Annotated in this window: 17 protein-coding genes; 11 read left to right on the top strand and 6 right to left on the bottom strand. The window is 61.2% G+C overall.

Annotation, left to right across the window (positions count from 1 at the left end; genetic code table 11):
- Positions 1-99 precede the first annotated feature (99 nt).
- On the bottom strand, positions 100-1,707 hold the full coding sequence (locus ACS5RD_RS18610; protein ID WP_489928626.1) for a divergent polysaccharide deacetylase family protein: 1,608 nt from the start codon (positions 1,705-1,707) through the stop codon (positions 100-102).
- Positions 1,708-1,864: 157 nt separating this feature from the next.
- Here ACS5RD_RS18610 and ACS5RD_RS18615 point away from each other — a divergent pair, with 157 nt between their 5' ends.
- From ACS5RD_RS18615 to lexA, 6 genes are all read left to right on the top strand, one after another.
- A complete protein-coding gene (locus ACS5RD_RS18615; protein WP_054007913.1) occupies positions 1,865-2,452 on the top strand; it encodes an anthranilate synthase component II in 588 nt (195 codons plus the stop codon).
- Complete coding sequence (gene trpD, locus ACS5RD_RS18620) at positions 2,449-3,462, top strand: anthranilate phosphoribosyltransferase (protein ID WP_489928627.1); 1,014 nt, start codon at positions 2,449-2,451, stop codon at positions 3,460-3,462. Before ACS5RD_RS18615 ends, trpD begins: the two co-directional genes overlap by 4 nt.
- 7 nt (positions 3,463-3,469) lie before the next feature.
- Positions 3,470-4,282, top strand: coding sequence for an indole-3-glycerol phosphate synthase TrpC (gene trpC / locus ACS5RD_RS18625; protein WP_489928628.1), 813 nt, complete (start codon positions 3,470-3,472; stop codon positions 4,280-4,282).
- Positions 4,279-4,767: a cyclic pyranopterin monophosphate synthase MoaC gene (moaC, locus tag ACS5RD_RS18630; RefSeq protein WP_489928629.1), complete on the top strand. Its 489-nt coding sequence runs from the start codon at positions 4,279-4,281 to the stop codon at positions 4,765-4,767. Before trpC ends, moaC begins: the two co-directional genes overlap by 4 nt.
- Entirely contained in the window at positions 4,764-5,939 is a 1,176-nt protein-coding gene (locus ACS5RD_RS18635; RefSeq protein ID WP_489928630.1) for a molybdopterin molybdotransferase MoeA, read from the top strand. The genes moaC and ACS5RD_RS18635 overlap by 4 nt, the downstream gene beginning before the upstream one ends.
- A 78-nt stretch (positions 5,940-6,017) precedes the next feature.
- Complete coding sequence (lexA, locus tag ACS5RD_RS18640) at positions 6,018-6,704, top strand: transcriptional repressor LexA (protein ID WP_054007918.1); 687 nt, start codon at positions 6,018-6,020, stop codon at positions 6,702-6,704.
- On the opposite strand, the gene ACS5RD_RS18645 is transcribed toward lexA, so the two are convergent.
- Entirely contained in the window at positions 6,698-8,812 is a 2,115-nt protein-coding gene (locus ACS5RD_RS18645) for a ComEC/Rec2 family competence protein (protein WP_489928631.1), read from the bottom strand. The two genes, lexA and ACS5RD_RS18645, sit on opposite strands and share 7 nt — an antisense overlap.
- An 80-nt stretch (positions 8,813-8,892) precedes the next feature.
- Between ACS5RD_RS18645 and gltX the strand changes: the two genes are divergently transcribed.
- The 3 genes from gltX to ACS5RD_RS18660 all read left to right on the top strand — a co-directional run bounded on the left by gltX (position 8,893) and on the right by ACS5RD_RS18660 (position 12,465).
- Positions 8,893-10,293 (top strand): glutamate--tRNA ligase, encoded by a 1,401-nt coding sequence (gene gltX / locus ACS5RD_RS18650; RefSeq protein ID WP_489928632.1) that lies wholly within the window; start codon positions 8,893-8,895, stop codon positions 10,291-10,293.
- A gap of 75 nt (positions 10,294-10,368) precedes the next feature.
- Positions 10,369-11,664: a citrate synthase gene (gene gltA, locus ACS5RD_RS18655; protein WP_054007920.1), complete on the top strand. Its 1,296-nt coding sequence runs from the start codon at positions 10,369-10,371 to the stop codon at positions 11,662-11,664.
- Positions 11,665-11,742: 78 nt separating this feature from the next.
- On the top strand, positions 11,743-12,465 hold the full coding sequence (locus tag ACS5RD_RS18660) for a heparan-alpha-glucosaminide N-acetyltransferase (protein WP_489928633.1): 723 nt from the start codon (positions 11,743-11,745) through the stop codon (positions 12,463-12,465).
- Here ACS5RD_RS18660 and aguB read toward each other — a convergent pair.
- The 3 genes from aguB to ACS5RD_RS18675 all read right to left on the bottom strand — a co-directional run bounded on the left by aguB (position 12,457) and on the right by ACS5RD_RS18675 (position 15,718).
- Positions 12,457-13,329: an N-carbamoylputrescine amidase gene (gene aguB / locus ACS5RD_RS18665; protein WP_489928634.1), complete on the bottom strand. Its 873-nt coding sequence runs from the start codon at positions 13,327-13,329 to the stop codon at positions 12,457-12,459. The genes ACS5RD_RS18660 and aguB overlap by 9 nt on opposite strands.
- A 78-nt stretch (positions 13,330-13,407) precedes the next feature.
- Positions 13,408-14,487 (bottom strand): T6SS phospholipase effector Tle1-like catalytic domain-containing protein, encoded by a 1,080-nt coding sequence (locus tag ACS5RD_RS18670; RefSeq protein ID WP_054008046.1) that lies wholly within the window; start codon positions 14,485-14,487, stop codon positions 13,408-13,410.
- A gap of 85 nt (positions 14,488-14,572) precedes the next feature.
- On the bottom strand, positions 14,573-15,718 hold the full coding sequence (locus ACS5RD_RS18675) for a type III PLP-dependent enzyme (RefSeq protein WP_489928635.1): 1,146 nt from the start codon (positions 15,716-15,718) through the stop codon (positions 14,573-14,575).
- 223 nt (positions 15,719-15,941) lie between these two features.
- On the opposite strand from ACS5RD_RS18675, the gene ACS5RD_RS18680 reads away from it, so the two are divergent.
- Positions 15,942-16,373 (top strand): Lrp/AsnC family transcriptional regulator, encoded by a 432-nt coding sequence (locus ACS5RD_RS18680; protein ID WP_054007924.1) that lies wholly within the window; start codon positions 15,942-15,944, stop codon positions 16,371-16,373.
- Here ACS5RD_RS18680 and ACS5RD_RS18685 read toward each other — a convergent pair.
- A complete protein-coding gene (locus tag ACS5RD_RS18685) occupies positions 16,370-17,113 on the bottom strand; it encodes a hypothetical protein (protein WP_489928636.1) in 744 nt (247 codons plus the stop codon). The two genes, ACS5RD_RS18680 and ACS5RD_RS18685, sit on opposite strands and share 4 nt — an antisense overlap.
- A 188-nt stretch (positions 17,114-17,301) precedes the next feature.
- On the opposite strand from ACS5RD_RS18685, the gene ACS5RD_RS18690 reads away from it, so the two are divergent.
- On the top strand, positions 17,302-18,063 hold the full coding sequence (locus ACS5RD_RS18690; RefSeq protein WP_489928637.1) for a VOC family protein: 762 nt from the start codon (positions 17,302-17,304) through the stop codon (positions 18,061-18,063).
- The last annotated feature ends 63 nt before the right edge of the window (positions 18,064-18,126 follow it).

An 18,126-nucleotide genomic window follows, 5' to 3' on the forward strand; every position in this document is an offset into this window, starting at 1 on the left:
GATGCCAAGCACGCGGACAAATGTTAAGAAAGCGTGAACAGCCCTCGCTTAACCCATTGATTTCTCATGAATGAGGCAGATGTCCACGCGTGGACGGCCCTATTTTACCGCGAGCACAGCCGTAATCGGAGCCAAAGCCACCGCGGCCCCCTTGCCCTCAATCGACCATTCTATCAGGGCCGCAATCGTCTCGGGCCGCGTGGTGCCCACCACCACAACCCGGCCCTCCTGCGCCGCCTTGAACGCCGCGCGGTCCAGATAGCGCCGGATCAGCGGCGTATCCTCGCCCGCGCCGTCCAAGTCACGGAAGATCACCGCCGCCGCCACATCCTCGCGCCGCGCCACCTGATCCGCCGCGTTCAGCCCCGCATCAAAGGTCACCAGACCACGGCCCTGATCCTTGATGATCGGCACCACCATCGTCGCCAGCGGCCGGTTGTCCTGAAAGCCCTGCGCGCCAATATCCATCACCGCGACCGCCTCGGGCAGCACCGCCGCATTGGCCTGAAAGGTCTGCTCCAGATCGCCCGCAGTCGCCCCCGCCGGGATCCCCGCCGCCAGCATCACCACCTCTTTGCCCGCCGCGCGATACACAGCCTCCGCAGCAGCCGCCCCCGGATCGAGCGGATCAATCACGAAACTGACCGGAAACGGCAGTGCCGCCAGCTTGGCCCGGTCCAGATCGGCGGCCCCACTGTCGACCAGCAGTACCGCAAACAACGGCTTGCCCAGATCATTGCTGAACTCCGCCGCATATTGCGCGATGGGGCGGGTGTCAGTGGCAGGCACAGGTTCCGCCGCCGCGGTCGGATCGGCGGGCGGCGCGGGCTCGGCAATGCTCGGCAGCCGCCCGACCGTCACGCCATCGACGGATTTGGTGAGCCCAACGCTTGGGGCCAAAGTTTCCGGCTGGCTGGTGTCGAGCAGTTTTGGCAAGTTATTCGCGGCAGCCTCCGGCGCAGGCTCTGGCACCACCACGGCGACCTCAGGGACAGCGGGTGCCGGATCCAGCACCAGCATCGACGGCGATGTGGGCTCTGCGGGAGCAGGCGCGGGCGTCAGCAGCGTCTCGGCGGCTTCTTGCGGCGCGGGCGGCGGCAGATCGGCCGGAGCCGGGGCTGCATCGGTGCCGATATCCCCCGCCAAAGCGCCCGGGCTGGCCGGAGCCGGGGCGGTCTCTGTCCCCGCCTGCACCTGAGGTGCCGCAGCAGCAGAACCGGGATCGTTCAGCGCCGCCGGGGCCTCGACACTCGCGACCGGGGGTTTGGCAGGCATATCGGGCAGTTCAGCGCTGGTCTTCGCGGCCACAGGTGCCGCAGCCTCGGGTTGCGGCGCTTCGGGCAAAGGGGGCAGCGCCTCGGCCACCGGTGCGGCAGGTTTGGGTGCGGGTGCCACCGGCTCTGGCAGTGCAGGCGGTGTCTCTTCAGCAAGAGGCATCGTTTCCGCAGCAGGCTTTGTCACAGGCATCGCCTTTGGCGCAGGTGCCGACTCTGGCACTATCACCCCAGCCGCATCCGTCGGCGCAGGCTTCACCGCCTCTGGCTTGGGCACCATCGCAGCCTCTGGCGCGGCCACCACAGGCTTGCTCTGATCCGCCACCAGCTGCGCACGCCCGTGCGGCAGCGGCGTCAGTTGCGAAACAACCCCCAGCCCAGCCCCCGCAACCACGCCACCTACGACGATCCCTGTCACGAAATTCCGGATCATACCTGTCTCCACCCGTTATGAGCGCCACTTGCCCTTGACGCCGCTTTGCCGCTAGGCCCATCTATAGCCGACATCCATCGGGGGCCCGCAAACCTTGGCCCCTCTATAAACCGAACCGCCGCCGCCTTCATCCCCTTTTCCGTCCGGACCTTGCAAGATGCTCCTGCTCATCGACAACTATGACAGCTTTACCTACAATCTCGTCCATTACTTGGGCGAGTTGGGCGCGGATGTGCGCGTGGTGCGCAATGATGCGATGTCGGTGCAAGACGCGCTTGCGCTGGCTCCTGAGTTGATCGTGCTGTCGCCCGGCCCCTGCGATCCGGCTTCGGCGGGCATCTGCATCCCTCTGACCAAAGCCGCCGCAATGGCCGACGTGCCGCTTTTGGGCGTCTGCCTGGGCCATCAGACCATTGGTGAGGCGTTTGGCGGCAAGGTGATCCGCTGCCACGAGATCGTGCATGGCAAGATGGGTGCGATGCATCACCACGGTGGCGGCATGTTCCGCGACCTGCCCTCGCCGTTTCTGGCCACCCGTTATCATTCCTTGGTGGTCGAGAAAGAAAGCCTGCCCGATTGCCTTGAGGTCACCGCTTGGCTGGAAGACGGCACCATTATGGGCCTGCGCCACAAAGAAAAGCTGATCGAGGGCGTGCAGTTTCACCCCGAATCTATCGCCTCGGAACACGGGCATCAGTTGCTGAAGAATTTCCTCGACTCCGCTCGGGCGCGTGTGCCCGCATGAGCGATATTCTCAAACCGCTGATCGGCGTGGCCGCCACCCGCGCTTTGACCCGTGCCGAGGCCGAAGCCGCGTTTGGCGCGCTGTTTGACGGTGCGGCAACCCCCGCGCAAGTCGGCGGTTTCCTTATGGCGCTACGGGTGCGTGGTGAGACGGTAGATGAATATGCCGCAGCCGCCAGCGTCATGCGCAGCAAATGCAACGCCGTGCGTGCACCCGAAGGGGCCATCGACATTGTCGGCACCGGGGGCGATGGCAAAGGCACACTGAACATCTCAACCGCCACCGCCTTTGTGGTCGCGGGCGCGGGCGTAGTCGTGGCCAAACACGGCAACCGCAACCTGTCGTCGAAATCCGGTGCAGCAGATGCGTTGACCGAGATGGGCCTGAATGTCATGGTCGGTCCCGAAGTGGTGGAGCGTTGTCTGAACGAAGCGGGCATTGGCTTTATGATGGCTCCGATGCACCACCCCGCCACCCGCCATGTCATGCCGGTGCGCGCCGAGTTGGGCACGCGGACGATCTTTAACATCCTTGGCCCGCTGACCAATCCGGCAGGCGTTAAACGCCAGCTCACGGGCGCATTCTCCCCCGCCCTGATCCGCCCGATGGCCGAAACTTTGCTGGCTTTGGGCAGCGAAAAAGCATGGCTGGTGCATGGTGGTGACGGTTCGGATGAAATTTCCATCGCAGCGCCCACCGCCGTAGCTGCACTCGAAAATGGCGCTGTGCGCGAGTTTACCTTGCACCCAGAAGACGCGGGACTCTCGATCTACCCCTTCGAGGCGATCCAAGGCGGCACGCCCTCCGAAAATGCCGTCGCCTTTCGCGCCCTGCTCGATGGCGCGAAAGGTGGCTTCCGTGATGCGGTGCTACTTAATGCCGCCGCAGCGCTTGTGGTGGCAGACAAAGCCACTAGCTTGAAAGAAGGCGTTGAAATCGCCCGGGTTTCCATCGACTCCGGTGCCGCGCGCGGCAAAATCGAGGCGCTGAAGCGTCTGACCAATCAATAGGGCGCATATGACCACCATTCTAGACCGCATCAAAGCCTATAAGCTGGACGAAATTGCTGACCGCAAGGCCCAAGTCGCGTTGGCAGACCTCGAACAAGCCGCCCGCGCGGCACCACCTCCGCGCGGCTTTGCCAAGGCTTTGTCGGATGCCGCAATCTCAGGCTATGGCCTGATTGCCGAAATCAAAAAAGCCAGCCCGTCCAAAGGCTTGATCCGCGCCGATTTTCATCCGGCTGAACTCGCACAGGCGTACGAGGCGGGCGGCGCAACCTGCCTTTCGGTGCTGACCGACGCGCCCAGCTTTCAAGGCGATGATGCCTTCCTGACGGAAGCGTCACAGGCCACAATTCTGCCCTGCCTGCGCAAAGATTTCCTCTACGACCCCTACCAAGTCGTCGAATCCCGCGCCCTGCACGCCGATTGCATCCTGATCATCTTGGCGTCTTTGTCCGACGCCCAAGCCGCCGAATTGGAGGCCGCCGCTTTCGAGCAAGGCATGGATGTGCTGCTGGAAGTCCACGACCGCGCCGAACTGGACCGCGCCTGTCTGTTGAAATCCCCGCTGATGGGCATCAACAACCGCAATCTGCATACGTTTGACGTCACGCTGGACACCACCCGCCAACTCGCCCGCTATGTGCCGGACGACCGGCTGATCGTCTCGGAGTCCGGCCTGTTCACCCCCGGCGATCTCGCCGATGTCGCCGCCTACGGTGCGCGCTGCTTCCTGATCGGTGAGGCTTTGATGCGGCAAGACGATGTAACCGCAGCCACAAAAGCCATTCTGACCAAGCCCTTAACCTCAGAGGCCGGGGTATGAGCCAAGAAACCGGCCTCACGCATTTCGACGACCAAGGCCGCGCCCATATGGTCGATGTCTCCGACAAACCCGTGACCGCCCGCATTGCCGTGGCGCGGGGGGCGGTGAAAATGTCCGCCGAGACCTTGGCTTTGATCACCGAAGGCCGCGCCAAAAAGGGCGACGTGCTGGGCGTCGCCCGTCTGGCGGGCATCATGGCTGCGAAGAAAACCGCCGATCTGATCCCTTTGTGCCACCCATTACCGATCACCAAAGTGTCACTGGATCTGACTCCCGATGCCAGCCTGCCGGGTATCGTGGTTGAGGCGACAGTGAAAACCGGTGGCCAAACCGGGGTTGAAATGGAGGCCTTGACCGCTGTCTCCATCGCCTGCCTGACGATCTACGATATGGTCAAGGCGGTCGAGAAATCCATGTCGATCGAAGGTGTCCATTTGATCCTGAAAGATGGCGGAAAATCAGGACGTTATGAGACAAAGCTATGATATCGATTGAAGACGCGCTCGCCCGCTGCATTGCGCTTGCAGCCCTCACCGACACCGAAACCGTCCCCCTGCGCCGCGCCCATAACCGCGTGATGGCGACGGCTGCCACTGCTCAGTTGACACAGCCGCCCTTCGACGCCTCGGCAATGGATGGCTACGCTTTGGGCCGCCCCGCCATGCCCGGTGAAAGCTTCACCGTCATCGGTGAATCCGGCGCAGGTCACGCATTCCAAGGCGCGGTCCAACCTCAGCAAGCCATCCGCATCTTCACCGGCGCTCCGCTACCCGAAGGGGCGCTCAGCGTGGCGATCCAAGAAGACATCAGCCGCAATGGCGACCAAATCACCCTAAGCAAGCCCGCCAAATCCGGCGACAATATCCGCCCGCGTGGCCAAGATTTCCTGCGCGGCCAAGCCCTATCGCCGCGCCTGCTGCGCCCCAACGACCTCGCCCTCTTGGCCGCAATGAACGTGCCTGACGTTACCGTCCGCCGCCGCCCCATCGTCGCGTTGATGGCATCCGGGGATGAATTGGTGATGCCCGGCGAGACCCCCGGCCCCGACCAGATCATCGCCTCCAACACCTTTGCCCTTGCCGCACTGGTCGAAGCGGCGGGCGGGGAAGCGCGGATGCTGCCGATTGCCCGCGATACCGAAGCCAGTTTGCGCACGGTATTCGGCCTGACCGAAGGCGCTGATCTGCTCGTCACCATTGGCGGCGCGTCGGTGGGCGATCACGATCTGGTCGGCAAAGTTGCCACCGATCTTGGGCTGGAGCGCGCGTTCTGGCAAATCGCCATGCGCCCCGGCAAACCGCTGATGGCCGGGAAAGTCTTGGGAATCCCGATGCTTGGGCTGCCCGGAAATCCGGTTTCTGCCATCGTCTGCGGCCATCTGTTCATGGTGCCAATGCTGAAAGCCATGCTCGGCCTTACCCCCGAACCGCAGGTCCTGAGCGCCCGCCTCGGCACAGATCAACCCGCCAATGGCCCGCGCGACCACTATATGCGCGCGCGGCTCACGGTCGAAAACGGTCAACCCACCGTGACGGCATTTGAGCGTCAGGATTCCGCTTTGCTGACGATTCTGACCGAGGCCAACGCGCTTTTGATCCGCCCGATGGGCGATGGGCCGCGCGGCGCGGGTGAGATGGTGAACTACATCGCAATCTAGCGCGGTGCGGCAAACCGCTTGACACAAAGCAAGAACACGGGCAGAACATAGCAACAACACCTGCATAAAGGCTGTGGCATGCTGACGCGTAAGCAACTGGAACTTCTGGATTTCATCAAAACCCGCATGGATAAAGACGGGGTGCCGCCGTCGTTTGATGAAATGAAAGACGCGCTGGATCTGCGCTCGAAATCCGGCATCCACCGGCTGATCACGGCGCTGGAAGAACGCGGCTTCATTCGCCGCCTTGCCCACCGCGCCCGCGCTTTGGAAATTCTGAAACTTCCAGAAGCGATGGAAAAACCCGGCTTCTCGCCGAAGTTGATCAAGGGCGACAAGGTCGATCCGCCGCGCCAAGCGATGCCGATTGCGGGCGTTTACGCGATGGAAATTCCGGTGATGGGCCGTATCGCCGCTGGCGTGCCGATTGAGGCGATTTCGCACATTTCGCATCATGTGGCGGTGCCGGGGTCGATGCTTTCGGGCAACGGCCAACACTATGCGCTTGAAGTCAAAGGCGATTCGATGATCGAGGCTGGGATCAACGATGGTGATATCGTGGTGATCCGCGAACAGATCACCGCTGAGAATGGCGACATCGTTGTCGCTTTGGTCGAGGATGCTGAAGCCACGCTGAAGCGTTTCCGCCGTCGCGGCAGCATGATCGCTTTGGAAGCCGCAAACCCCGCCTATGAAACCCGTGTGTTCCCGGATCATATGGTCAAGGTGCAGGGTCGTCTTGTCGGGTTGATCCGCAGCTACTGACGCGCCAAAAGCGCGCCCGGTTTGGCAAGGCTGCGGTCCTGCCAGATTGGTTTTCCTGCCATCCAGATACGTTGGGCGGCACGAGTGGGCTGCACGAGCAAACGCCCATCCTGCACCGAAAGCGCCAAAGACCCAGTTTGATCCAGCATGGTTCGATCTATGACGATGCAGCCCTTCGGCTTAGGAACAACGGGGATCACCGCTGCGGGCATCACCACCAGATCTGCCTGCGCACAAGCGGCGACCAAGGCCTCCCCCGCCGCCTTGCCGCTGAGCGCCACCCCCCGCCAACCGCCCAAGTCAAACGCCCGTGCGCCGTTTGGCCCCGAAAACCCCGCCCTTGCGTAAGCCTCTGTCTGCACAGCCAAATCGCCGTCGTCTTGCAGCCAATTCTCGGCGGCAAACCCCGCACCACGCGCCACTGACAGCGCCCGGCCCTGTTCGCCCATCACCCCAACCAGCGCGCCATCGCTGGAAATCAGCAAGCTAGGCCGCGTGGTGGTGGCCCACAGCGCCAGCCCCAAAACCAGCGGTGCCACTGCCGCCCAACGCGCCTGCCCGCGCCAAAGCACAGCCCAGACGCCTGCAAAAGTGATCAGCGGCATCACCACAGGCCCCGGCTGCACAATCGGCGTCACCGCGCCTTCCAGCTTTGCCACCCAATGCGCGACAAACAAAATCCAAGCCCCCGCCTGCTCCATCACCCACAAGGCCGGGCCTGCCAGACCAATCGGAGCCAGCAGCGCCGCCATCGCCCCCGCCGCCATCAGCACCGACATCACCGGCACGGTCAGCAGATTGGCGAGCAGGCCGTAATCGGTAAACCGGTTGAAAGTCGCCGCAGCAAAGGGTGCGGTGGCCAGCCCCGCCAGCCCCGAGGTCAGCACCAACGTGAACACCGGCATCAGCCAGCGCGGCAGCTTTTCGCGCAAAATCTGCCGATCCAAGGCCGAAAACCCTGCGATCAGCACGACAGTCGCGGCAAATGAGAGCTGAAACCCCGGCTCCAGCAAGCTTTCCGGTTGCGCCAACAGCAAGATCACCCCGGCCAACGCCACCGAGCGCATGGTCAAGCCTCGCCTGTCCAACAGCACCGCCCCCAGCATCACGCAGACCATCAAAAACGCCCGCACCGTCGCCACATTCGCCCCCGACAGCAGCAGATAAAACAGCGCCACCGCAAAGGCCGCCACTGCCGCGACCTTTTTCGAATTCACCCGCAGCGCCACGGGCGGGATCAGCGCCAGCCCGTAGCGCAGCAATGCAAACACAAAACCGGTGATGAACGCCATGTTCATCCCCGAAATCGCCAGTAAATGCGCAAGGTTCGAATCGCGCAGCGCCTGCACAGTCTCCAAGGAAATCGCCGAGCGATCCCCGGTCATAGCACCCGTCGCAAACGCCCCCGCCTCAGACGGCACCGCCGCAATCATCGCACGGGTAAGGTCGGTGCGCAGTCGGTTGATTATTTGCGTGCCGGGGGCAGCTTCGGCCCAGAGTAATACCGGACTGCGCGTATAGCCGACCGCGCCCAACTGCTGAAAATACGCCATACGGCGGAAATCAAAGCCACCCGGTTCGGCAGGTCCCTCGGGTGCGGCCAGCGAGGCGGTCAGCAAAACGACCTGCCCCGGATTAAATTTAACATCCTGACTATGCAGGGAAATCCGTACGTTCAGCGGGGTTTTCGCCGGGGGGAAATCCTGCAAAACCACCTGATCCAAGGTGATCCGCAGCGCATCCGACTGCGAGCGGTCAATGTTGATCACCCGCCCCTGCACCGCGCCATAATAGCGCTGCTCCAGCATCGGGGCCGCCACCAGATGCGCCCGGACACCCGCCGCCAGCATCCCCACAAGCACACAAGCTAGCGCAACCAGCGGTGGATGCCACAACTCCGGCCCAAAGCGATGCAGCAGGATAAGCACCAGAACCATGCCCGCGCAAAGCCCGTAGAACGCCAAACCAGGCTCAAACGGCAGCGCAAACCATGCAGCAATGCCGCAGCCCAGAAACACCGGCACCCACGCGAACAGCAGCCCGCGCGCCTCTGCCAGCGCATGCAGCGGCCACAGCAACATGTTCAGAACGTTGACCGGGCGTGCCACCACCTTGTTTTGCCCCTCGCATTTGCCTAAAGCTGCCGCGATCCTACTGCCGATAAGGTTTCTGAAAGGTTAACCCGCCCATGTCCCGCCCCGTTGTCACCCGCTTCGCCCCCTCGCCCACCGGCTATCTGCACATCGGCGGCGGACGCACGGCTTTGTTCAACTGGCTTTACGCGCGCGGCCGGGGCGGCAAATTCCTGCTGCGGATCGAGGACACCGACCGCGAGCGCTCCACCCCCGAAGCCACCGCAGCCATCCTGCGCGGGCTGACCTGGCTGGGTCTGGATTGGGATGGCGATGTGGTCAGCCAGTTTGACCGCAAAGACCGCCATGCCGAGGTCGCCTATGCGATGCTGGCACGCGGCACCGCCTATAAGTGCTTCAGCACGCAGGAAGAAATCGCCGCCTTTCGCGCCGAGGCCGAAGCGCGCGGCTCTTACGCTTTGTTCCAAAGCCCGTGGCGCGACGCCGATCCCGCCACCTTCCCCGACGCGCCTTATGTGATCCGCATGAAGGCTCCGCGCACGGGCGAAACCGTGATCGAAGACACCGTGCAAGGCCGCGTGGTGATCCAGAACTCTTCGCTCGATGATATGATTTGTTTACGGTCCGATGCTACGCCGACTTATATGTTGGCCGTGGTGGTCGACGATCACGACATGGGCGTCACTCATGTCATTCGCGGGGATGACCATCTGAACAACGCCGCCCGCCAGCAAATGATCTACGATGCGATGGGCTGGGAGATTCCGGTCTGGGCGCATATTCCGCTGATCCATGGCCCGGATGGCAAGAAACTGTCGAAACGCCATGGTGCGACCGGGGTCGAGGAATATCAAGCGATGGGCTATCCGGCGGCGGGGATGCGCAACTATCTCACCCGCCTAGGCTGGGCGCATGGCGATGCCGAGATTTTCACCACCGCTGAGGCCTTGCAGATGTTTGATCTGGACGGCATCGGTCGCTCGCCCGCGCGCCTTGATTTCAAAAAGCTGGAAAATACCTGCGGTCATCACATCGCGATGAGCGACGATGCTGCACTGCTGCATGAATTGACGGCTTATCTGGTGGCGGCAGGTAAACCTGCCCTCACAAATACGCAGAACACCCTGCTCAAATCCGCACTCTACTGCGTCAAAGATCGCGCGAAGACCTTCCCGGAACTGATTGAAAAGGCTCACTTTTCTCTGATTTCACGTCCGGTCAAACCCGATGAGGCTTCGGGCAAATCTTTGGATACGGTATCCCGTGGTATACTGAAAACATTGACGCCGCAGCTGCAAAATGCTAGCTGGACAAAGGATGCGTTGGAGCCGATCCTTAACCAAGTTGCCGCAGAAAACGGGATCGGTTTTGGCAAACTTGCCAGCCCCCTGCGCGCGGCCTTGGCGGGGCGTACTGTGACGCCGAGTGTGTATGACATGATGCTGGTCATCGGTCAGGATGAGACGATTGCCCGGCTGGAGGATGCGGCGGCTTGATCCGCGCTTCCCCCGCCGAACCGGAACGCGGGCCAGCCCTCTGCCGTAGGGATGGCTTTTATTGGGGGATGAAAGATGGCCGAACAGACCAAGACTGCCACGCTAAGCCTTGACGGAAAATCCTACGACCTGCCGGTATACTCGCCCACTCTGGGCCCGGATGTTGTTGATATCCGTAAGCTTTATGACCAAGCTGATGTCTTTACCTTTGACCCCGGCTTTACCTCGACCGCCGCTTGCGAAAGTGCGATCACCTATATCGACGGGGATAAGGGCGAGCTGTTGCATCGCGGCTATCCGATCGAACAACTGGCGCACAAATCGAGCTATCTCGAAATGTGCTACCTGTTGCTCTACGGTCAGTTGCCGAATGCCGCGCAACTGTCTGATTTTGAAGGCCGCGTGACTCGTCACACCATGGTGCATGAACAGATGCACAACTTCTTCCGCGGCTTCCGCCGCGATGCGCATCCGATGGCCACCATGGTCGGCGTGGTTGGGGCTATGTCGGCGTTCTATCACGACAGCTTGGACATCAATGACGAATGGCAGCGTGAGGTTGCAGCCATCCGCATGATCGCCAAATTGCCGACGATTGCCGCGATGGCCTATAAATACTCTGTCGGACAACCCTTTGTTTATCCAAAGAATTCCCTGTCCTACTCGGGCAACTTCCTGAACATGTGTTTTGCTGTTCCGGCGGAAGATTATCATGTGAACCCGATTCTCGCCAAAGCGATGGACCGGATCATGATGCTGCACGCCGATCACGAGCAGAACGCTTCGACCTCGACCGTGCGTCTGGCCGGGTCTTCGGGCGCCAACCCCTTCGCCTGCATCGCCGCTGGCATCGCCTGCCTTTGGGGTCCGGCACATGGCGGCGCCAACCAAGCCTGCCTCGAAATGCTGCGCGAAATTGGCACCGTGGATCGCATCCCGGAATATATCGCCAAGGCCAAAGACAAGAACTCGGGCTTCCGCCTGATGGGCTTTGGTCACCGCGTTTATAAAAACTTCGATCCCCGCGCGACGGTGATGAAGGAATCGGCGGATGAGGTGCTGGAGCTTTTGGGCATCCATAACAACCCGACCCTGCAAGTCGCCAAAGAATTGGAGCGGATCGCTCTGTCGGATGATTATTTCATCTCGAAAAAGCTGTATCCGAACGTCGATTTCTATTCCGGCATCATCCTCGATGCGATGGGCTTCCCAACCTCGATGTTCACGCCGATTTTCGCGATTTCGCGCACCGTCGGCTGGATTTCGCAGTGGAAAGAGATGATCGCCGAGAAAAACCAAAAGATCGGTCGCCCGCGTCAGCTTTATATCGGCGAAAAACAGCGCGATTACGTTGATGTGAAACACCGCTGAATGACCCAAGGGCGGCGCAAGCCGCCCTTGCCACTTGCGGGCCAAACTGCGACGTATTCCCTGATTTTTGAGGGTCCCATGCCGCAAACCAACCGTATTCCGCTGCTTGATCTCGCCCGCACCCTGACCCTGATCGGTATGGCCGCCTTCCATTTCAGCTATGATCTGCTGATGTTCGGCCTGATCCCCTACGAATATGCCCAAACCCCCACCTTCTACTTCCACGCCCGAATCGTCGCGGGCAGCTTCCTATTGTTATCTGGGATCGGCCTTTGGCTAGCGCATGGCCAAGCGATCCGCTGGCCCGCCTTCTGGCGACGCTTTGCCAAAATCGCCGGGGCAGCCCTGCTGGTCAGCATCGCCACCCGTATCGCCATGCCGGAATTCTACGTCTATTTCGGCATCTTACATGCCATAGCCCTTTATAGCCTGCTCGGCCTGATCACCCTCCGCCTGCCCGCCATCGTCACCGCCGCCCTCGCCGCTGTGTTCATCTACGGCAGCTACCACTGGCACACCCAGGCGCTGACCGCCCCACTTTTGCGCTTCATTGGTCTAAGCCTTGACCCCGCGACCACGATGGATTTTGAGCCGATCTTCCCATGGTTTGGTGCGGTTCTCGCAGGCATCGCCTTGGGCAAAACCGGCAGCCAAACCGGACTTTGGGCAAGGCTGGCGGGCAAACCTTCGGGAAAATGGGTGCAAATCCTAAGCTGGCCCGGTCAGCACAGCCTGCTGATTTACCTCATTCATCAGCCGATTCTACTGAGCCTCGTCTGGGCCTATGCCCAGCTAGGCTGAGCCGTCCAAGCTCGCCACCGCCCGATACGTCTCAGGCCGACGATCGCGGAACAATCCCCAAGACGCGCGCAAATCGGCAATCGCGTCCAGATCGAACGTGGCGGTCAGCACCTCCTCGGCCTCCCGCCCCGCTTTCGCCAGCATCTGCCCGGTGTGGTCCGAGATAAAACTCGACCCGTAAAATGTCACCTCACGCCCGCCCGGTGCCACTTCGCGCCCGATCCGGTTTGAGGCAATCACTGGCATGATGTTTGACCCGGCATGACCACGCATACATATCTCCCAATGCGGCTGGCTGTCATAGCCGGGGCTCGGCGGTTCCGAACCAATCGCGGTGGGATACAAAAGCATCTCGGCCCCCATCAGCGCGATCGCGCGCGCGCATTCCGGGAACCACTGATCCCAGCAAATCCCCACACCAATCCGCCCAAAGCCGGTATCCCACACCCGATAACCAGTATCGCCCGGCGAGAAATAGTACTTCTCCTCGTAGCCGGGCCCCTGCGGAATATGGGTCTTGCGGTAATTCCCCAGCACACGACCATCCGCATCAATCATCGCCATCGAATTGAAATAAGCCTGCCCCGCCTTCTCAAAATACGAACAGGGCAGCACCACGCCCAATTCCCGCGCCAAGGCTGAGAACCGCGCGATCAGCGGATGGCCTTCCATCGGAGCCGCCAGCGCGAAATACTGCGGCAGTTGCTCGATGCAGAAATAGGGGGTGGCGAACAGCTCTTGGATCAGAACCACTTGCGCGCCTTTGCCCGCCGCCGCGCGGATCAAAGCCTCGGCCCGATCCACATTGGTGGGCAAATCCCAACTACAGGCAAATTGCGTGGCGGCGACGGTGACAGGGCGCATTTGGGCTCTCCATTTTGGCCCAAGCTATTTGATCAAAACCAAACAGGCAAAGCCAAAACGGCGGCAAAGGCAAACCGCTTATCGCCCGCGCGCCAGTGGCCACGGCAGCCAACCCGCCCGCCTTGGCTGCTGCGCCGAAGGATGCACCTGCTCGGATGGATCGCGCCCGATCGCGCGGCGGTGGCGCAGCAGAAACCACATCCCCCAGCCGCGCATCGTGCCCACCATCGGGGCGTTCGCATCGCAGGGAAACCGCGCCCGCCAGCCCTCCGGCAGGGCCAATCCAACGCTTTCTGCTCGTTCCAGCATCCAGACCAGCGGGATATTCGCCAAAGGTCGGGCCGCCAGATCATCGCCGATCATGCCGCCAATATCGCCATGCGCGCCGCGAAACCACATCTGTTGCACATCACTTTCCCAACCCGGCGGACATTCCCAGAGCACCGGCTCGAACACCGCGCGGGTTTCATCCATCGCCAGCGCATGAAATCCATGCCGAATGGAACTGCCCAGATGGTGGTTGTGAAACTGGTGCTGCTGCTCGGTCAGCATCCACAACAGCGGCAAGCGCAGCCCCAAAGCTTTCACCGTGTCAAACACCCCGACCATCTGGATCGGCGCCTCCAGATGGCAAAACCGGTGCGAGAACGCCTGACTGGCCCGAGGATGGCTGTCGAGGCGGTAGTGGCGATAGGCCAAGGTCACGCCGCGCTCGGTGGCATATTCGCGTTTCAAAAGCCCGACCCGGTCGATAACCCCCGCCAAAGATCGCACGGCAAACGCCCCGCGCGAATAGCCGATCAGGTAAATCCGGTCGCCCTCGCGGTAGCGACTGGCGAGCCAACCATAAGCGCGGCGGATCTGGCGGTTGATGCCGCGCCCCTGCACAAGATTCATTCCATGCCGCCAACCTTGCCACTGGATACCCGGCTCGTAATACACCGTGCGATGCGCAGAGTGGCCATTTTCGGTCAACAGCTTGAAAATCAATCCACAATTTCCCTCCTGCCCATCGTCGAGCGACGAAAGGGTGCCATCCAGAATGATCACATGATCCACCACCCCGCGCTTGCGCCCCGGTGGCGGTGGTGCTGCGGGTTCGGTCTCAACGGTCGGATGACCGCGCCACCAATGTCTGATCCGGTTGAACAGCGACAGTGCCGCCTCCTGTAACCCCAAAAAACCAAAACGCTCTCGGCAAGTTTCCCTGCCGAGAGCGTAGGTTAACGAGATTACGGCGAAGTTAAAGCTTTTGTGACAGCACCGTCACCATGCCCAATTCGCCAAAGCCGTTGAAGCGGCTGTTGGTCACCGTCGAATAGGCCCCCATGCCATGCACGATGACATAATCACCCTCGGCAATATCGGCCGGGAACGGCACATCGCCGGGCAGCCGATCCACCGAATCGCAGGTCGGCCCGAAGCAAATCCGCGGCAGGATCGCCCCCGTGCGGCGCTGCCCTTCCGGCGAGAGCACCGCGATCCGGTCGATGATGCCGATCTGGCCCAGCTCAAACAGCGAGCCATAGACACCGTCGTTCAGGAACACATGCATATCGTCGCGCACGGCCTTGACCTTAGCCGCCAGCGTGAACGCATCGCCGCACATCGCACGCCCCGGCTCGCAGATCAGCATCGGGCGCTCGGCGCCAAAAGCCTCAGTCGCCACCCGGTCAATGGTGGCGAAGGTCTCATCCAACTGCGGCAACACGCCCTCAGCCCGATGGTTCGGAAAACCGCCGCCAACATTCAGCCGCGCGATCTTCACGCCAGCACGCTTCGCAATCACCGCAGCTTCACGGATATACGATGCCCAAGCCGCCGGATCGGTGCATTGCGTGCCGGGATGGAAGGTGATCGAGGCGATATAGCCCGCAGCCGCCACCACTTTCAGCAACTCAACCGCCACATCCTCGGTCGCGCCAAACTTCGCGCCGAAGTTATAGGCAGCGCCCGCCACCGGCAGCTTGAAGCGCACCGAAATCTCACAGTTGTCGGTCGGCACCATCTCAATCAACTTGGCCAATTCGCTCGCCGAATCAACCGAGTAGGATTTCACCTTCCGCGCCACCGCATGGGCGATCTCGGCACGCGAACGCACGGGGTTATTGTAATGGATCGCCGCATCGGGCGCCAAGCGCCGGATCAGGTCGATCTCAAACGGCGAGGCGCAGTCAAACCCTTTGACGCCCGCGGCGATCAGGTTTTCGATGACTTCCTCACCGGGGTTCGATTTGACCGCATAGGTCACAAGCCCCGGAAATCCATCAAGAAATTTACGGGCAACCGCTTGGACAGCCTGCGGTGCAAAGAACAGCACGGGATTCTCCGGCTGCTGATTGCGCAGATATTCGGTCGGATTGGTCCAGATCGTTTTGGACAGTCCCATCGGCGTATTCCTTTCTGCCAACAAGATGCGAGTCCCCTTTCGTTGCCGCCAAATCAATGGCCAAGGCACGGGCACCAGCAAGGTTTTCCAACCAGGCCAGGTGCGTATGAGCCGCCCTTTTCCTGCAACTTAGGATGCCGCATATGCGGTACAACTTCACCGAACAAAACTATATAACTGTTGGATTTCTTCGTTATAATAACCAAAAAAGGATACATATTGTATGGATGAGCTGGATCGCAACATTCTGACCCTGCTGGGGGCGGATGCACGCATGTCGGTGGCGACTTTGGCGCGGCGTTTGAAGGTGGCACGCTCCACCATTCAGGCCCGGCTGGAGCGGTTGGAGACATCCGGCGTCATCGCCGGCTACACGCTGAAACTCGGCGAAGCCGCCCGCCAAGGCCGCCTGCGGGCCAGCGTTTTGCTGACCATCGAGCCGCGCTCTCAGGCTGCCATTCTCACCCGCCTCAAGGGCATAGGCGAGGTGGAGCGGGTGTTCACCACCTCGGGCCGCTTTGATCTGCTGCTGCAAATCGCAGCCAGCAATACGCAACTGCTGGATCAGGTGCTGGACCAGATCGGGGCGCTGACCGGGGTGAAATCGTCGGAAAGCCTCATCCATCTCAGCACAAGGCTGGACAGGGCGGTTTAGCGTTTGCCAAACTCGCCGTCCCATATGGCGGGCAATTTCTCCTCTGGATCAGCGTAAACGGTGATCGTTGAACCCAGATTCGGCAAGCGGGCTCTCATCATCCGACTTTGTCCTGCGGCACCCTTCTCGTCTTGCCAGACGATGCTGGAGAAACTGCCATCAGAAAAGCCGAGTCCATTGGCATGATAGATCACCACAGCAGAGCGTCGCACCCCCACTTTGCGCAGATAGCTCATGCGATACGAAGCCTCTATCTTGCTGGATAGCGCTGCGAGCAAAAGCACCATAGCCACCAAGAACAACACACAATACCCAAATGCGCGCAGCCCACGGTGCTCGCCAAAAATAGTGATCGCGGAAAGATGCGGGTCATCTTTGGCATAGCGCAGCGCAATGGGGTCGCCCTTTGACAAAGATTGAAACAGGGTATGGGCCACCAAATTCTCACCGTCAAAGCGCTGCCCTTCTATGCTAAACGCATAGGCAACAAACAAGTCATAGCAGGGGTAGCGTCCTGACCGGCTTTCACAAGTCTTGGCTTGCGTCCTTAACCCCGTGACCTGTCCAGTCGCGTCCTCACCGTCAAACTGTAACGCCCAGCCCGTGCGCAGATCGCGGATCACATTGCCTGTGGTCAGAAATATCGTCACAGCCAAGACCGCCACGCCAAACAGGCCTGCCTTCAGAAGGCTGAACCGCCGCCGCAAACGCTCCACATCAGTCTTGGGCAAACCCAGCACCACGCCTCTTGTCCAACTCCAAGCCGCACTCGTCACAACCTAAGCCACGCCCCTACAGCCCGCCAGAACAATCACCACCCGTTCGGATTGGCAGGTTTTCGAGCATCCGCCACGCTGAGTGGGGAATTAGATTGCACCGAAGTGGAAAATACATTTACATTGATATCAAACAATCAACGGAGGTTCCGATGTCCTTTCACGGTCTGCCCTGCTGGTACGAACTGGCCAGCCCCGATCTTGATACCGTCAAGGGTTTCTACGCGGGCCTTCTGGGCTGGACATGGGCCGACAGCGGGATGCCGGGGATGACCTATCTGCTGGCCTCGCGCGATGGCGCTATGGTGGCAGGGCTGTTTGCGCCAGATCCCGGTATGCCGGTGGCTTGGACCGCTTACACCGCCGTCGATGATGCCGATGCCACGGTGGCAAAGGCCAAGGCCTTGGGCGCAAGCGTGGTGGTGCCGCCCACCGATATTCCCGGCACCGGACGGTTTTCGGTGCTGATTGATCCGCAGGGGGCTCCATTCGGCATCCTCCAACCGCAGCCGATGGCAGATGGCACGGCAGGCGGCGCGTTTGATCAGAAGAAATCCGGCCATGGCAACTGGCACGACCTCGCCACCCCCGACAGCGCAGTCGCTCTGGCTTTCTACGGCACGCTGTTCGGTTGGGCGCAAACCCGTGCGATGCAGATGGGGCCAGATATGGTCTATACCGTGATCAACCGCGACGGCCAGGACATCGGCGGCATCTTCACCGAGGCGGGCAAAGCAGGCCCGGCAGCATGGACGGTGTATTTCGGCATCCCGTCGGTGAACGCGGCAGTTGAGGCCGTCAAAGCCGCCGGCGGCCAAGTGCTGCACGGCCCCGCCGAAGTCCCCGGCGGCGCGTTCATTATCCACTGCACCGACCCCAGCGGCGCAGGTTTTGCGCTGGTGGGTCCGGCTTGACCTGAAACAGGGGCGGCCTCGGGGGGCATCGAGCCCCCTCTCAGCCGCGCTGCCGCCATATGC

This window comes from Cypionkella sp. PAMC25878, assembly GCF_058135695.1.

Coding starts and splice junctions, on each gene's coding strand:
- ACS5RD_RS18680 (WP_054007924.1), top strand. CDS start 15,942: ATGGATGAGCTGGATCGCAACATTCTGACCCTGCTGGGGGCGGATGCA.
- ACS5RD_RS18610 (WP_489928626.1), bottom strand. CDS start 1,707: ATGATCCGGAATTTCGTGACAGGGATCGTCGTAGGTGGCGTGGTTGCG.
- aguB (WP_489928634.1), bottom strand. CDS start 13,329: ATGCGCCCTGTCACCGTCGCCGCCACGCAATTTGCCTGTAGTTGGGAT.
- trpC (WP_489928628.1), top strand. CDS start 3,470: ATGACCACCATTCTAGACCGCATCAAAGCCTATAAGCTGGACGAAATT.
- ACS5RD_RS18675 (WP_489928635.1), bottom strand. CDS start 15,718: ATGGGACTGTCCAAAACGATCTGGACCAATCCGACCGAATATCTGCGC.
- moaC (WP_489928629.1), top strand. CDS start 4,279: ATGAGCCAAGAAACCGGCCTCACGCATTTCGACGACCAAGGCCGCGCC.
- lexA (WP_054007918.1), top strand. CDS start 6,018: ATGCTGACGCGTAAGCAACTGGAACTTCTGGATTTCATCAAAACCCGC.
- ACS5RD_RS18615 (WP_054007913.1), top strand. CDS start 1,865: ATGCTCCTGCTCATCGACAACTATGACAGCTTTACCTACAATCTCGTC.
- ACS5RD_RS18690 (WP_489928637.1), top strand. CDS start 17,302: ATGTCCTTTCACGGTCTGCCCTGCTGGTACGAACTGGCCAGCCCCGAT.
- ACS5RD_RS18660 (WP_489928633.1), top strand. CDS start 11,743: ATGCCGCAAACCAACCGTATTCCGCTGCTTGATCTCGCCCGCACCCTG.
- trpD (WP_489928627.1), top strand. CDS start 2,449: ATGAGCGATATTCTCAAACCGCTGATCGGCGTGGCCGCCACCCGCGCT.
- gltX (WP_489928632.1), top strand. CDS start 8,893: ATGTCCCGCCCCGTTGTCACCCGCTTCGCCCCCTCGCCCACCGGCTAT.
- gltA (WP_054007920.1), top strand. CDS start 10,369: ATGGCCGAACAGACCAAGACTGCCACGCTAAGCCTTGACGGAAAATCC.
- ACS5RD_RS18635 (WP_489928630.1), top strand. CDS start 4,764: ATGATATCGATTGAAGACGCGCTCGCCCGCTGCATTGCGCTTGCAGCC.